Source organism: Streptomyces sp. NPDC092045 (assembly GCF_044756005.1).
Classification (GTDB): domain Bacteria; phylum Actinomycetota; class Actinomycetes; order Streptomycetales; family Streptomycetaceae; genus Streptomyces.
This window is the reverse complement of record NZ_JBIVSC010000002.1, coordinates 381,886-394,969: the sequence shown is the minus strand read 5'-3', so window position 1 is coordinate 394,969 and position 13,084 is coordinate 381,886. Positions and strand designations below refer to the sequence as shown.

Annotated in this window: 13 protein-coding genes and 1 riboswitch; of the genes, 4 read left to right on the top strand and 9 right to left on the bottom strand. The window is 74.9% G+C overall.

From position 1 onward, the window contains the following. The first annotated feature begins 493 nt into the window (after nucleotides 1-493). The 3 genes from ACIQKA_RS08555 (at nucleotide 494) to ACIQKA_RS08545 (ending at nucleotide 2,817) form a co-directional block, all read left to right on the top strand. Entirely contained in the window at nucleotides 494-700 is a 207-nt protein-coding gene (locus tag ACIQKA_RS08555) for a hypothetical protein (RefSeq protein ID WP_402540471.1), read from the top strand. A 130-nt stretch (nucleotides 701-830) separates the two neighbouring features. Beyond that, the gene (locus ACIQKA_RS08550; protein ID WP_402540470.1) at nucleotides 831-1,937 is read left to right on the top strand and encodes a serpin family protein; all 1,107 of its coding nucleotides are present in this window, start codon (nucleotides 831-833) and stop codon (nucleotides 1,935-1,937) included. Nucleotides 1,938-2,229: 292 nt separating this feature from the next. After that, nucleotides 2,230-2,817, top strand: coding sequence for a TetR/AcrR family transcriptional regulator (locus tag ACIQKA_RS08545; RefSeq protein ID WP_390105816.1), 588 nt, complete (start codon nucleotides 2,230-2,232; stop codon nucleotides 2,815-2,817). Here the strand turns inward: ACIQKA_RS08545 and ACIQKA_RS08540 are convergent. From ACIQKA_RS08540 to ACIQKA_RS08505, 8 genes are all read right to left on the bottom strand, one after another. Beyond that, nucleotides 2,814-3,482, bottom strand: a complete 669-nt coding sequence (locus ACIQKA_RS08540) for an O-methyltransferase (RefSeq protein WP_383151277.1) — start codon at nucleotides 3,480-3,482, stop codon at nucleotides 2,814-2,816. The genes ACIQKA_RS08545 and ACIQKA_RS08540 overlap by 4 nt on opposite strands. Continuing rightward, entirely contained in the window at nucleotides 3,479-4,594 is a 1,116-nt protein-coding gene (locus tag ACIQKA_RS08535; protein ID WP_402540468.1) for a DUF2330 domain-containing protein, read from the bottom strand. The genes ACIQKA_RS08540 and ACIQKA_RS08535 overlap by 4 nt, the downstream gene beginning before the upstream one ends. A gap of 126 nt (nucleotides 4,595-4,720) precedes the next feature. Beyond that, nucleotides 4,721-5,122 (bottom strand): transglycosylase SLT domain-containing protein, encoded by a 402-nt coding sequence (locus tag ACIQKA_RS08530; protein ID WP_366375643.1) that lies wholly within the window; start codon nucleotides 5,120-5,122, stop codon nucleotides 4,721-4,723. Between the two features lie 307 nt (nucleotides 5,123-5,429). Further along, nucleotides 5,430-6,272, bottom strand: a complete 843-nt coding sequence (locus tag ACIQKA_RS08525; RefSeq protein ID WP_383438115.1) for an ECF transporter S component — start codon at nucleotides 6,270-6,272, stop codon at nucleotides 5,430-5,432. Then, on the bottom strand, nucleotides 6,269-8,374 hold the full coding sequence (locus tag ACIQKA_RS08520) for an ABC transporter ATP-binding protein (protein ID WP_402540466.1): 2,106 nt from the start codon (nucleotides 8,372-8,374) through the stop codon (nucleotides 6,269-6,271). The genes ACIQKA_RS08525 and ACIQKA_RS08520 overlap by 4 nt, the downstream gene beginning before the upstream one ends. Continuing rightward, nucleotides 8,371-9,507: an energy-coupling factor transporter transmembrane component T gene (locus ACIQKA_RS08515; protein ID WP_383151281.1), complete on the bottom strand. Its 1,137-nt coding sequence runs from the start codon at nucleotides 9,505-9,507 to the stop codon at nucleotides 8,371-8,373. Before ACIQKA_RS08515 ends, ACIQKA_RS08520 begins: the two co-directional genes overlap by 4 nt. Further along, nucleotides 9,504-10,187 carry an SCO2322 family protein gene (locus ACIQKA_RS08510; protein WP_391092905.1) on the bottom strand — a complete coding sequence of 228 codons (684 nt, stop codon included), beginning with the start codon at nucleotides 10,185-10,187 and terminating at the stop codon, nucleotides 9,504-9,506. The genes ACIQKA_RS08515 and ACIQKA_RS08510 overlap by 4 nt, the downstream gene beginning before the upstream one ends. Then, complete coding sequence (locus ACIQKA_RS08505; RefSeq protein ID WP_383440814.1) at nucleotides 10,184-11,431, bottom strand: prenyltransferase/squalene oxidase repeat-containing protein; 1,248 nt, start codon at nucleotides 11,429-11,431, stop codon at nucleotides 10,184-10,186. Before ACIQKA_RS08505 ends, ACIQKA_RS08510 begins: the two co-directional genes overlap by 4 nt. 92 nt (nucleotides 11,432-11,523) lie before the next feature. Beyond that, nucleotides 11,524-11,601: riboswitch (cobalamin riboswitch) on the bottom strand. 233 nt (nucleotides 11,602-11,834) lie between these two features. Between ACIQKA_RS08505 and ACIQKA_RS08500 the strand changes: the two genes are divergently transcribed. Then, the gene (locus tag ACIQKA_RS08500) at nucleotides 11,835-12,374 is read left to right on the top strand and encodes a hypothetical protein (protein WP_391092908.1); all 540 of its coding nucleotides are present in this window, start codon (nucleotides 11,835-11,837) and stop codon (nucleotides 12,372-12,374) included. A 76-nt stretch (nucleotides 12,375-12,450) separates the two neighbouring features. Here ACIQKA_RS08500 and ACIQKA_RS08495 read toward each other — a convergent pair whose 3' ends face one another. Beyond that, the gene (locus tag ACIQKA_RS08495; protein ID WP_383151287.1) at nucleotides 12,451-13,065 is read right to left on the bottom strand and encodes a TetR family transcriptional regulator; all 615 of its coding nucleotides are present in this window, start codon (nucleotides 13,063-13,065) and stop codon (nucleotides 12,451-12,453) included. Between the last annotated feature and the right edge of the window lie 19 nt (nucleotides 13,066-13,084).

Genomic DNA, 13,084 nt, shown 5'->3' with positions numbered 1-13,084 from the left:
GGGGTGCCGTGATGAGGGGCGACTTGGCGTGGTGGTGTGCTTCGAGCTGACCTCGGAGAGCTTCACCGCCCCCGAGGCGTATCGCGCTGATTACGAGAAAAGCGTATCGCTCCTGCCCCCCGGGCCGTCATGAGCCGTATGCGTACAAAAGCAGTGGTGGAAGTTTGACGCTATGGACAGCGCCACGGCGGATGGTCATCGGCGGCTTCGATCCAGGACCATAGGGGCTCGTCTGACGTGCGGTTATGTTGTGATCCACCGTGGGTCGCGACGGCGATGGCGTGGTCAGCGCGAAAGTTCCGAAGGGGCACCGAAGCCCCTTGGCTGCCGGACGCGGCCACTCCGTCGCCGGGTTCGTCACTTTTTGCCGCGCAGTCATGCGTGTGTACGTATCCCTGACCCTGCGCAGACTCCAGCGCTACTACCTGCACACCCGGGATGCCGAGGAGGCGCCCATGCCCCGACAACCCCGCCCTCCGTGCTCGGTACCCGGGTGCCCCAAGTGATCGGCCCGGACGACATCGGCCGGCGCGTCGAGGACGGCGCGGGAAGGGTCGGCATCCTGCGTGACCTGATCCGGGACTACGAGGGTCCCGCCGAGTCGCCCCGCGAGCGCCGGAAGCGAGCCATGGCGTTCCTGCGGCCCGAGCACGGCGGGCGGGAGTGGCTGGTCCCGCCCGACCATGTGCGTCGAGCGTGACGGGGCATGGGCCGACAGCGAGGGCTGACGGCTTCTAGGCTGGCCGACCACGGCGGCGCTCACGGTGCGAAGTTCTCCATGAATGGCTTGACCCATTCATGATCTTCACGATGCTCATAGGAGGCAGGATATGACCCGCACTCCCCCCGCCCTCCGGGCGGACACGGTACGGAGCCTGGCCGCGCGCTGGCTGTCCCGGTTCGGGGACGGGGACTTCGTCGTCTCGCCGGCCGGGCTGTGGCTGGCGCTCGGGGCCGTCGCGGCCGGGGCGCGGGGGCGGACCGCCGGGGAGCTGCGCGAGCTGCTCGGGGTCGACGGGGAGGCGGCGGCCGGGGCCGTCACCGGGGCCGCGCGGCGGCTCGCCGGGACGGACGGGCTCGCGGTGGGCACGGGGGTGTGGGCGCGGGCGGCGGTCCGCGAGGAGTTCCGGCGGGGCCTGCCCGACGTGCGGTTCGGAGGGCTGGGCGGGGACGCGCAGGACGCGCTCGACGCGTGGGTGCGGGAGGCCACCGGCGGGCGGATCGACGGGTTGCCGCTCGCGCTCGACGGCTCCGAGGAGCTCGTGCTGCTCAACGCCCTCGCCCTGAAGGCCTCCTGGGCGACCGCCTTCGCCCGGGACCTCACCCGCGACGAGCCCTTCACCGACGGGGACGGCCGCACCCGGCCCGTACCGACCATGCGGCGGCGGATCCCGCCCTCCTCGGTCCGGTCCGTGGGCGGGGTCACCGTCGTCGAGCTGCCCTGCGCAGGGGAGGGCGCCGCCCTGGTGCGGTTCGTGCTCGGGCCCGAGGGGGCCGGACCGGGCGAGGTGCTGCCCGCCGCCTGGGCCGGGCCCGGGGAAGGGGAGCCGCTCGCCGCCGACGCGGCCGACCTCCTGCTGCCGCGCTTCACCCTCCGGACGAGGACCGAGGCGAACGAGCACCTGGCGGCGCTCGGCGTCGAACGGGCCCTGCGCCCCGGGGCCGACTTCTCCGGCCTCTCGGCGGAGGACCTCTTCGTCGACAAGGTGGTGCAGGAGGCGATGGTCGAGGTCGCCGAGGAGGGCGTCGAGGCGGCGGCCGTCACCCAGGTCAGGATGGCCCGGAGCGCGGCCCCGCCCCGCCGCGAGGTGGTGCGGCGGATCGCCTTCGACCGGCCCTTCGGCGTCGTCGTCCTCGACGCGGAGGGAGAGGTGCCGCTCTTCGCGGGGTGGCGGCGGAGCGCGCCGTCCGTGGGCGGCCGGGGGGCGTCCCGGTGATCGGGCCGGATCGGGCACCGGACACCGCGAGCCCGGCCCGATCGCCGAGACATCCCCGGGGTGTGTCCGGCGGATCGGGGTCGGACAGGGCGTGGCGAGGTGGCGTGCCGTTCCGGGCGTCGCGGTCCCTGCCCCGGCTCCGGCCCCGATCCGCCGGACACGCCCCGGGACCGGTTCGGGCGTGGAGCCGGGGCCGGGACCCCGGCCCCGGCTCCGGTTTCCGGGTGCGGTCTCCGGTCCGTAGTACTCTGCCCGGAGTGGTTTGGGCCCGGTGCTACGCCTGGAGCGGTCAATGGTGAGACGGAACGACCAGCGGCGCGCGGCCCTCGTCGACGCGGCGATCGAGGTGCTCGCCCGGGAGGGCGCGCGCGGCATGACCTTCCGGGCCGTGGACACCGAGGCCGGCGTCCCCGTCGGCACCGCGTCCAACTACTTCGCCAGCCGCGACGACCTGTTCACCCAGGCCGGTGCCCGGGTCTACGAGCGGCTCCGGCCCGACGAGGCCACCGTCGCCCGCCACCGGACGGCCGCCCGCGACCGGGAGACGTACGTCGAGCTGATGCGCGAGCTGGTCGGCCGCGTCTCCTCCTTCCGCACCGGCTACCTGGCGCTCCTCGAACTCCGCCTCGAAGCCACCCGCCGGCCCGCACTGCGCGAGGTCCTCACCGAGCGCGTCCGGGCCGACGTGGACGCCAACATCGCCTATCACGAGGAGTCCGGCCTCCCCGGCGACGCCATGGCCGTCAAGCTGCTCATCCTGGCGCTGAACTGGCTGATCGTCGAACAGCTCACCCTGCCGGACGTTTTCACGGAGGCGGAGCGCGAACGCCTGGTGACGGCCGCGGTCGAACGCATCGTGACGGCCGAGGACACGCCCTAGTCCGTCACGCGGGCCACCAGCAGCCCGTCGTAGCCCTTCGTGCCGACCGTCTGGAACGCGGTCGCGTCCAGGCGCGGTTCGCGGGCGACCAGGTCGAACATCTCGCGAGTGCCGGTGATCGCCGGGTCGTCCGGGTGCTCGGCGGCGATCCTCCCGCCCCGCACCACGTTGTCGACGACGATCACCGTGCCCGGCCGCGAGAGCTTCAGGGCCCACTCCACGTAGCGCGGGTTGTTCGCCTTGTCCGCGTCGACGAAGACCAGGTCGAACGGGCCCGCGCCCTCCGCCTCCAGCTTCGGCAGGCTGTCCAAGGCCGCGCCCGTTCGGACCTCGACGATCCCGTCGAGCCCTGCGCGGGCGATGTTGGAGCGGGCGACGTCGGCGTGGGCCGGGTCGTGCTCCAGGGTGATCAGGCGTCCGTCGGCGGGCAGCGCGCGGGCCAGCCAGATCGTGCTGTAGCCGCCGAGCGTGCCGATCTCCAGGATGCTCCGGGCGCCCTGCACCCGGGCCAGGAGGTGGAGCAGCTTGCCCTGGTTGGGGGCGACGGCGATCTCCGGCAGGCCGGCCGCCGTCGAGGCGGCGAGCGCGCCGGACAGCGCCTCGTCGCCCGGGGCGAGCAGTTCGGTGAAGTAGTGGTCGACGTCCGTCCATTGAGGGTTGGTCATGCGGCCGAACGTACACCCGCCCCCGCCGGGTTCGGGCGGCGCCGCGACGCCCGGACGGCCGCGATCGCCGCGCCCGCCACGAGCAGCGGGCCGCCGCCCACCGTCAGGAGCCAGACGGGAACGCCGCCGGCGACGGTCAGCAGCCGGTCGGTGCGGATCACTTGCCGGTACGGGATGTCGGCGACCCGCCGCAGGTGGTGGTCGTCGTCGATCCGCTCCGGGTTCGGGAACTCCTGCTCCAGGACGGTCAGATGGACCGGCCGGTCGCCCGCGAGCGCGGCCACGGCGCCCCCGGGCCGCTCGATCCGCCCCGCGAAGGTCACCTCGGGCCGGTCGCCGCCGATGGCGGAACGGGGCTCCATCCGGTGGTCGGAGAGGACGGACAGACCGAGGGTCTGGGGCGTCTTCGCCAGCCGCGAGAGCCGCATCGGGTAGACCGGCTCGGGCGAGGCGAAGGCGATGCGCAGCGGGGTCAGCTCGCCCCGCAGGACGGTGCCCTTCTCCTCGGGCGCGAGGCGGACCGCGACGTACTCCCACTTCCGCTCGACGTACGGCCGGAGCGCGCCGGTGAGCCGGTCGGGCAGGTCGAAGCCGTTCGCGCGCAGCCAGTCGCCGAGCGCGTCCGGGTCGGCGGCGGTCAGCCGGGCCACGTCGAAGGGGCCGAGCCGCTCGCGGCCGACGACGCCGACGCCGGTGCCCGCGCCGGGCGCGGCCCCGGCGCCGTCGACGCGGTCGGTGTCGAACGGCCAGTCGTCCTCGCGCGGCCAGAAGTGGAAGCGGTCGCGCCGCTCGGGCTCGGTGAGCCGGGCGATCTCGTCGAACAGCTCCGGGTCGCCGAGGGAGACGTCGGCCCGGCCCGGCACCGGCATGATCCAGGCCGCCCGCTCGGCGTCCCCGTGCACGCGGAAGCGCATCACGATCGTCTCGGTGCGCCCGTCCCAGCGGACGGCCGACTCCTCGCGGTCGACGCCGATCCGGCGCGACGGGTCCGGGACCATGGCGCCGCACCCGCAGGCGTACGCCGGCGCGACGAGCGAAACGGCCTGGAGCGCGAGCAGCGCGACGAAGGCCGTCAGGATTCTTCCGATCAGGATGCTGTGTGTCCCCCGCATGGCGGCTTGGACGCGCGGAGGGAAGGTCCGGTTCCCCGGACGGGGCCTCCGGGAACGCCGCAGGCCCCGCTCCTCCGTGAGGAGGGCGGGGCCTTGCGTGGTGCGCGCTGCGCGGTGGCGGGACTCTTAGTACCAGCCGTTGGCCTGCCAGAACGCCCAGGCGGCGTTCGGGGAGCCGTAGCGCTCGTTCATGTAGTCGAGACCCCACTTGATCTGGGTGGCGGGGTTGGTCTTCCAGTCGGAGCCGGCCGAGGACATCTTCGAGGCCGGCAGGGCCTGGACCAGGCCGTAGGCGCCGCTGGAGGAGTTGGTGGCCTTGTGGTTCCAGCCGGACTCGTGGGCCACGATCTTGCTGAAGGACGCGTACTGCGAGGCGGGAACGATCTGTCGCGCGACATCCTGCGGGCTGGCGGCCGAGGCCGAGCCCGTCGTGCCGAGCACCGCGCCCGACGCGCCCAGCAGCACGGCTGCGGAGGCGGCGAAGGTCTTCTTGCGGGCGGCGACACGAGTGGTGAGCGAGCGGATCAAGGTTTCTACCTAACTTCGGGGACAGAGGCCGCGCCGGGCGTTTCCGGCAAGCCGGAACCAGGGCCCGGAAGACCCGGGAACCTGGGGGACCGGCCGGCCCGAGGCGCTGCGGTGAGCACCTGCTGCCTGGCGACGTCCACCAGAGAAGCAGGGCCGGAACGCCGATGCAACGACCCCTCGTACGAGGAAGCTTCGGACCCGGGAGGAACGTCCCGGGGGCCGGACGGGGTGCGTTTACGCAGGTTATCGGGGTTTGAGTGGGGCTTTGGGCGGTTCCGTACGGCTACTATTCCGGCTCGTACGTGACCTAGGTCCTGTGGGCCGCCTCACTCGCGGAGGCCCCTTCCGGGTCCTCGAATGTGACCTGGGCCTCGAAGTTCGCCCGTCTCGTCGCCCTCCGCAGCGCCCTCAGGAGGGTGGCGCCGACCGTGAGCGTGAGGACGACGGTGAGCACGGCCCGGCCGAGGTCCCAGCCGAGGGAGGTGGCGGTGACGTACGCGAGGAAGCGGACCAGGTTCTCGTGGAGCGGGGCGCCCGGCTGGAAGGAGATCCCGCTGCTCAGACCCTGGAGCAGGACCCAGCCCTGGAGGTTCATGACCGTGCCGTACGCGAACGCCGCCGCGAAGCCGTACGCGGAGAGCATCAGCAGCTCGGCCCGGCCCCGGAGCGTCCGCTGCCCCGGCAGCAGCCCGGCGCCCATCGTGAACCAGCCCATCGACAGCATCTGGAACGGCATCCAGGGACCCACACCGCCCGTGAGCAGCGCGGACGCGAACATGGTCACCGCGCCGAGGACGAAGCCGAAGCCCGGGCCCAGGACCCGGCCGCTCAGCACCATCAGGAAGAACATCGGCTCCAGGCCGGCCGTCCCCGCCCCCAGCGGGCGCAGCGCCGCGCCCACGGCGGCGAGCACCCCCAGCATCGCGACCGCCTTCGCGTCCATGCCCGAGTCCGCGATCGTCGCCACCACCACCGCGACGAGCAGGGGCAGCAGGGCCGCGAACAGCCACGGGGCGTCACCGGCGTGCGACGTGACCGCGGAGCCGGCGTCCGCGAACAGGGGCCAGCAGAAGGCGGCGATCCCGATCAGGGAGACGAGGGCGAGGGCGGCGATCGAGCGGGGACCCAGGCGGAGGGGGCGGGCGCTCATTCCGCCGCCCCCCGTCCCGCCAGCGCCCGTTCCACCTGCTCGACCGTGAGCCACGGTTGCGGGGCCAGGACCTTGGCCACCTGCGGCGAGAACGCGGGCGAGGAGACCACGACCTCGGCCGTCGGGCCGTCCGCGACCACCTCGCCGTCCGCGAGGATCACCACCCGGTGCGCCAGCTCGGCCGCCAGCTCCACGTCGTGCGTGGCGAGCACGATCGCGTGCCCGGCCTCCGCGAGGCCCCGCAGGTGCTCGACCAGGCGGGCCTTGGCCGCGTAGTCCAGGCCCCGGGTCGGCTCGTCCAGGAGGAGCAGCGGCGGGCGGCCGGTCAGGACGACGGCCAGGGCGAGGGCGAGCCGCTGGCCCTCGGACAGGTCCCGGGGGTGCGTGTCGTCCGCGACGCCCGGCAGCAGCTCGGACACCAGGGCCCGGCAGGTCCCGTCCTCCGCGCCCGCGTCCGCGTCGGCCGCCGCGCACTCGGCGGCGACGGTGTCCGCGTACAGCAGGTCCCTCGGCTCCTGCGGTACCAGGCCGACCTGCCGGATCAGCTCGCGCGGGTCGGTGGCGTGCGGGGTCCGGCCCGCGATCCGGACGGTGCCGGAGGTGGGGGCGATCATGCCGACGAGGGCGGCCAGGAGGGTCGACTTCCCGGCGCCGTTCCGTCCCATGAGGGCGACGGTCTCGCCGGGGTCGACGCGGAGGTCGACCTTGCGGAGGGCTTCTACGCGGGCGCGGCGGACGTGGAGGGAGTCGGTGAGGACGAGGGGGGTGGTGGGGGGTGCGTCGCCTTGTCGCGCTCGGCGTCGGGAGAAGAGGGAGAAGCCCCCACCCCGCCCCTTCCCGAAACCGGGGGCGGAGCCCCCGGACCCCGAGACCACAGGGGCTGCGCCCCTGGAACCCCGCTTTACGGGGGCTCCGCCCCCGGGCCCCGGGCCCACGGGGGCTTCGTGCCCCGGCCCCGGGCTTACGGGGGTTTTGTGCCCCGGCCCCGGGCTTACGGGGGTTTTGTGCCCCGGCCCCGGGCTTACGGGGGTTTTGTGCCCCGGCCCCGGGCCCACGGGGTTTTCGCGCCCCGGCCCCGGGCCCACGGGGGCTCCGCCCCCGGGCCCCCGTGCCTCAGACGCCGGCGGGGCTGGGATGGGGCTCTCGGCCCCCGTGCGTCCGTGGGGCTGGGCGTCTCCGATGTGTGCCGTATTCAGCCCGTCCGGCGTTTGAGGACCGGGGGTCCGGGGGCGGAGCCCCTGGTTTCGGGAAGGGGCGGGGTGGGGGAGGGGCCCCGCAGGGACACCCGCGCCGATCAAGGGCTCCAGGCGCTCCTTCAGGCCCCCCGCCCTCCGCCTCGCGTCCCGGACGGTCAGGGGGAGCGGGGTCCAGCCCGCCAGGCGGCCCAGGGCGACCACCGGGGGGTGGACGGGGGAGACGGACATGACCGCGGACGGCGGACCCATGACCGCCTCCGGGAGGAGGAGGACCTGGTCCGCGTACTGGACGACGCGTTCGAGGCGGTGCTCGGCGAGGAGGACCGTCGTGCCGAGGTCGTGGACCAGGCGCTGGAGGACCGCGAGGACGTCCTCCGCCGCCGACGGGTCGAGCGCGGAGGTCGGCTCGTCGAGGACGAGGACCTTGGGGTGCGGGGTGAGGACGGAGCCGATCGCGACCCGCTGGCGCTGCCCGCCGGAGAGCGTCGCGATCGGGCGGTCGCGGAGTTCGGCGAGGCCGAGGAGGTCGAGGGTCTCCTCGACCCGGCGCCGCATGACGCCGGGCGCGAGCCCCAGGGACTCCATCCCGTACGCGAGCTCGTCCTCGACCGTGTCGGTGACGAAGTGGGCCGACGGGTCCTGGCCCACCGTGCCCACCACGTCCGCCAGCTCGCGCGGCGGATGCGTGCGGGTGTCCCGGCCGTCGACGGTCACCCGGCCGGTCAGCGTGCCGCCCGTGAAGTGGGGGACCAGGCCCGAGACCGCGTTCAGGAGGGTCGACTTGCCGACGCCCGAGGGGCCGACCAGGAGGACCAGCTCGCCCTCCGGGACGGTGAGGTCGAGGTTCCGGAGCGTGGGCTCGGCGTCCTCCTCGTACCTCACCGAGACGTTCTCGAAGCGGATCACGGGTTCTCCTCGGGTACGGGGGCCACGAACGCCGGCACCAGGCCCACCAGGACCGACAGCGCGGGCGGCAGCGGCAGCTCCGGGGCTGTCAGGGGGACGACCCCCGGGTGCAGGGCCTCCGGGGCGTACGCGTTCGCGCGGATCATCAGGACCGCGACCGCCACCCCGGACCCCGCCACCAGCCAGGACCGGGCGCCCCAGCGGTCGGGCCGGTACCGGGTCCGTACGGTCCGGCGCCCGCCGAGCCGGAGCCCGGCGACGGCGGCGAGGAGCCCGGCGCCGAGCAGCGGGAGGCCGTACCCCGCGCCCTCCGCCGCGAGCAGCCCGTACGAGCCGGCGCAGATGCCGAGGAGCCCGCCGAGGGTCAGGACGTCGGTCGTGCGGCGCACGGAGGCCGGGACGCGGGCCGTGCGCCCGTAGCCCCGCGCGTCCATAGACGCCGCCACCGCGATCGAGCGTTCGAGGGCTCCCTCCAGGACCGGCAGGCCGATCTGGAGGACCGCCCGGACCCCGCCCGTGGTGCGGCCCCGCAGCCGGCGGGCGGTCCGCAGCCGGACCACGTCGGCGACCATGTTCGGCGCGAAGGTCATCGCCACGACGACGGCGACCCCCGCCTCGTAGAGCGCCCCCGGCAGCGACTTGAGCAGCCGCGCCGGGTTGGCGAGCGCGTTCGCGGCGCCCACGCAGATCAGCAGGGTCGCCAGCTTGGCGCCGTCGTACACCGCGAACAGCAGTTGCTCGGCCGTCACCCGGCCGCCGATCCGCACCCCCTGCGCCCAGTCGGGCAGCGGCACCTCGGGCAGGGTGAAGAGGAGGTGCGTGCCCGGGATCGGGGAGCCCAGGAGGAGCGAGAAGAGGACGCGCAGGGCCACGACGAACAGGCCCAGCTTCACGAACGCGCCGTACGAGCGGGCCCAGGGCGCGTCCGTGCGGCGAGCCGCGACGACGTAGCCCGCGACGCCGACGATCAGGCCGAGCAGCAGCGGGTTGGTGGTGCGGGAGGCGGCGACGGCCAGGCCGAGCGCCCACAGCCACCACGCCCCCGCGTGCAGGGCGTTGGACCGGGTCGCGACGGGGGCCGAGAGGGCGTCGAGCGCGCCGCGGAGCCTGCCGGGGGCGGGGGCGGTGCTCATCCGCGGCGGCGGGCCTTCCAGACCGCCGCCCCGCCGAGCGCGAGGACGGCCGCCCCGCCGACGAGCACGCCGACGGACGGGCCGCCGTCGTCGCCGTCCCGCTTCTCCGCGGCGGCGGGGGAGGCCGTGGGCGCGGCCGTGGGCTCCCCGGCGACCTCCTCGCCGCAGCCCCGCGCCGGATAGCCCGCGATCCCGCACAGCATGGCCCCGCTGCCGTACCGCAGCGGCTTCACCACGGCGGCGAGCGCCTCCGCGCCGGTCGCGTCGGGGCGGAGCTGCGCGCAGCCGGTGGCGATCCGCTTCGTCGGCGGGGCCTCGCCGGGCGGGGCGTCGGCCGGGCCGCCGAAGTCGACGACGACCGCGACCCGCTTCGTGCCGTCCTTCGCCGCCGCGTCCCCGCAGATCCGGGCGAAGTCCGGGGCGGCGGTGGGTCTGGCGGTGTCGTCGGCCTCCTTGCTGACCGCGAAGCGGAAGCCGACCGCGTCGCCGTCGGCGGGCCGGGCGGTCGCCGGGCCCTGCGTGGCGTAGGCCCAGGGCTTGCCGCCGTCGCTCTCCCAGTACGCCCAGTAGCGGTAGCCGGCGGCGTGCGCCGGGGCGGCCGCGACCCCGGCGAGGGTCAGCAGCGCCCCGGCCGCCGCGCCCGCGACCCTGGCGGTGGTCCTGACGGCGGTGGCGGTCACTTCTTGCGGCCGCTCAGGAGGAAGCCGATGCCGACGCCGACGACCGTGCCGATGCCGATGATCCACCAGATGTCGAAGCCGGAGTCCTCCTCGTCGGTGGTGGAGGAGGCGGAGGTGTCGGGGCTCTTGGGCGCGGGCCCCGCGGCGTTGAGCTGCTCGACGAGGTCGACCGGGCCGAACTTGCGCGGGTCGGTCTCCGTCGCGCGGGCGGCCAGGATCAGCTGGGCGTAGGCGGCCGGGCCGCTCTCCTTCGCCCAGGAGGCGGAGTTCTTCTCCAGCCATTCCAGGGCGGGCATGGCCTCCTTGGAGGCGCCGGCGGCGGAGAGCGCGACGACGGCGTCGGCGGTGTTGCCGAAGTCGGGCCGCTCGGCGGTGTCGGTGGCGCCCGGCATCGGCGGCTGGACGAGGTGGTGGGTCTTCGCGAGGGTCTTCGCCAGGTAGGAGGCGCCGTTCAGGGCGGCCCGCTCGGAGGTCGGCTTCGACAGGTCGGTGCAGGTGGGGGCCTGGTCGGGGGAGGCCTTGGTGGCGACCATGCTCTTGCCGAGCCCGGCGAGCGCGGCGGCGGCGGTGGCGTCGGCGTTGGCGAACAGCTTCCCGGTCTTGTCGGGCTGGTACGCGAAGGCGCCGGGACCCTCCTTGTCCGTGCAGGGCAGCGCGAAGGAGAGGAGCGCGTCGTAGGGGGAGCGGCCCTCGGCGGAGGTGAGGTCGACGGGGCGCACGCCGGTCGCGGCGAGGGCGCCGACGACGACGGAGGTGGAGTTGGCGTCGCTGGCGCCGCCGGCGCTGTAGCCCCAGCCGCCGTCCTTGTTCTGCACGGACTTCAGCCAGTCGGTGCCGGCCTTGACGGCCTGGTCGGCCTTCTCGGGGGCGGCGCTCTGGCGGCGCACGGCGGCGAGCGCCTGGACGGCGGCGGCGGTGGCGTTGGTGTCCCGCATGGTCTTCGCGTCGCAGGGCTCGGCGGCGTCCGCGCGGTAGGCGGGGAAGGCGCCGTCGGCGCACTGCTGGCCGAGGAGCCACTCCACGGCCTGGTCGGCGGGCTGGTAGCCGGTGGCGCGCTGGGCGAGGAAGGAGAGCGACTGGCGCCAGACGCCGTCGTAGGTCGGGTCCTTCGTGCCGTACAGACCGGCCGGGAGGTTTCCGGCGGTGGGGGTCGGGGAGGGGGCGGCGGCGGCCTGCCCGGCTGCTCCGGTGCCGAGTACGGCGACGGCGGCGGTGAGCGCGGCGGCGCGGCGGACGGTGTTCATGGGGCCCTCTCCTGCGGCCGGGCACGGCACGCCTCGGGCACCGGGCTCCGGCTCCGTATTCCTCGACGGTGCCGGCGGTCACGTCCCGTCCGGGGCATTCCGACTTGCCGCCTTCGGGGAGAAGGCGGTGCACGGCTGCGGGTCAGTACCGGATTTCCACCGGTTTCCCCCCGTACGGGCATGATGACGACCTGCTTACTGTACCGGCCCGTACTCCCTGTTCACCGAGGTGCGAGGCGGCTCACACCGTCCCTCGCGCCGTCGGGTCCGCCGTCCGCCGGGCCCGGTCGGGCCGTACCGGACGTACGGCCTTCCGGACGGCCGGAGTTGTCGTTCCCGCGTGCAAAACTATGCCCTCGGTCACGGGGGCGACGGGCCTCCGTGCGTGTCCACGGGGAGTGTTGTGCGCAAGGCGAAGTGGGTGGCCGCGGTCGCGGCCGCCGGTGCGGTGCTGCTGGTCGCCGGCTGCGGCGGCGAGGGCGGTGCGGACAAGGGCGGCTCGTCCTCGGCGGGTTCGGCCGCCACGGGCGGTTCGGGGGCCGGCGGCGGGGACGGCGCGAAGCTGGACGCGGCGGCCGTGAGCAGGGCGATCGGCGACGCGGCGACGGGGGCCGGCTTCACGCAGGACTCCTCCGGCGAGGCGGTGCCGGACGGGCTCAAGGGGTGCATGGTCACCTGGACGGCCGACGCGGAGAAGGCCGCGGACCCGAAGAAGTCCTTCGCGGACACGGTCGGCACCCTGACGGGCGGCGGCTGGAAGGAGACGCGGACCTTCGAGCAGGACGGCTCGGAGATCAAGGCCCTGGCCCACGGCACCTGGCAGCTCCAGGCCAGCAACCACTCCGCCGGCCCGCTGAAGCTGGTGATGTTCGTCGCCACCGACGCCGGTCCGGAGTGCGAGGCGGCCATCAAGGCCGACAACGACGGGAACAAGAAGTCCTGACCCGGGACCGGGTGCGCCCCGCCGTCCGTGCGGGACGCGCCCGGAGGCCCCGGGAGCCCGGCCCGGGGACCCGCCCTCAGCGGGCAGCCGCCCCCGCCCCGATCAGCCCGCACACCGTCTCGATGTCGATCTTCACCTGTGCGATCGAGGAGCGGCCCGACAGCCAGGTGATCAGGGCCGAGTGCCAGGTGTGCTCGATCACCCGGACCGCCGAGCGCTGGGCCGGCGTCGGGTGCCCGGTCCCCATCGCGTCCAGGATGATCGCGGTCGTCAGCCGGGAGACCTCGTCCACCTCGGCGCTCGCCCCGCGGTCCGCGAAGATCAGCGCCCGCACCATCGCGTCGGCGAGCTGCGGTTCCCGCTGGAGCGCCCGGAAGGCCCGCATCAGGGTCTCCGCGACCCGTTCCGCCGGGTCCGCGCCCGCCGGGGGCCGCTTGCGCAGCGTCGTGTGCAGGTGCCGGAGCTGGTCCTGCATCACCGCGACGAGCAGGTGGATCTTCGACGGGAAGTAGCGGTACAGCGTGCCCAGGGCCACGCCCGCCTCCTCGGCCACCTCCCGCATCTGCACGGCGTCGAACCCGCCCCGCGACGCGAGCCGCGCGCTGGCGTCCAGGATGCGGCGCCGCCGCGCCTCCTGGCGCTCCGTGAGGGGCGCGGCGGCGGCGTGGTCCGCCCTGCTGTCTGCGGTCATGGGGTCCCGTTCCGTGCGG

Excerpts from the sequence above, each read along its gene's own strand:
- ACIQKA_RS08535 (WP_402540468.1), bottom strand. The coding sequence starts at position 4,594 with ATGCGGGGGACACACAGCATCCTGATCGGAAGAATCCTGACGGCCTTC.
- ACIQKA_RS08515 (WP_383151281.1), bottom strand. The coding sequence starts at position 9,507 with ATGAGCACCGCCCCCGCCCCCGGCAGGCTCCGCGGCGCGCTCGACGCC.
- ACIQKA_RS08550 (WP_402540470.1), top strand. The coding sequence starts at position 831 with ATGACCCGCACTCCCCCCGCCCTCCGGGCGGACACGGTACGGAGCCTG.
- ACIQKA_RS08540 (WP_383151277.1), bottom strand. The coding sequence starts at position 3,482 with ATGACCAACCCTCAATGGACGGACGTCGACCACTACTTCACCGAACTG.
- ACIQKA_RS08525 (WP_383438115.1), bottom strand. The coding sequence starts at position 6,272 with ATGAGCGCCCGCCCCCTCCGCCTGGGTCCCCGCTCGATCGCCGCCCTC.
- ACIQKA_RS08505 (WP_383440814.1), bottom strand. The coding sequence starts at position 11,431 with ATGAACACCGTCCGCCGCGCCGCCGCGCTCACCGCCGCCGTCGCCGTA.
- ACIQKA_RS08545 (WP_390105816.1), top strand. The coding sequence starts at position 2,230 with ATGGTGAGACGGAACGACCAGCGGCGCGCGGCCCTCGTCGACGCGGCG.
- ACIQKA_RS08495 (WP_383151287.1), bottom strand. The coding sequence starts at position 13,065 with ATGACCGCAGACAGCAGGGCGGACCACGCCGCCGCCGCGCCCCTCACG.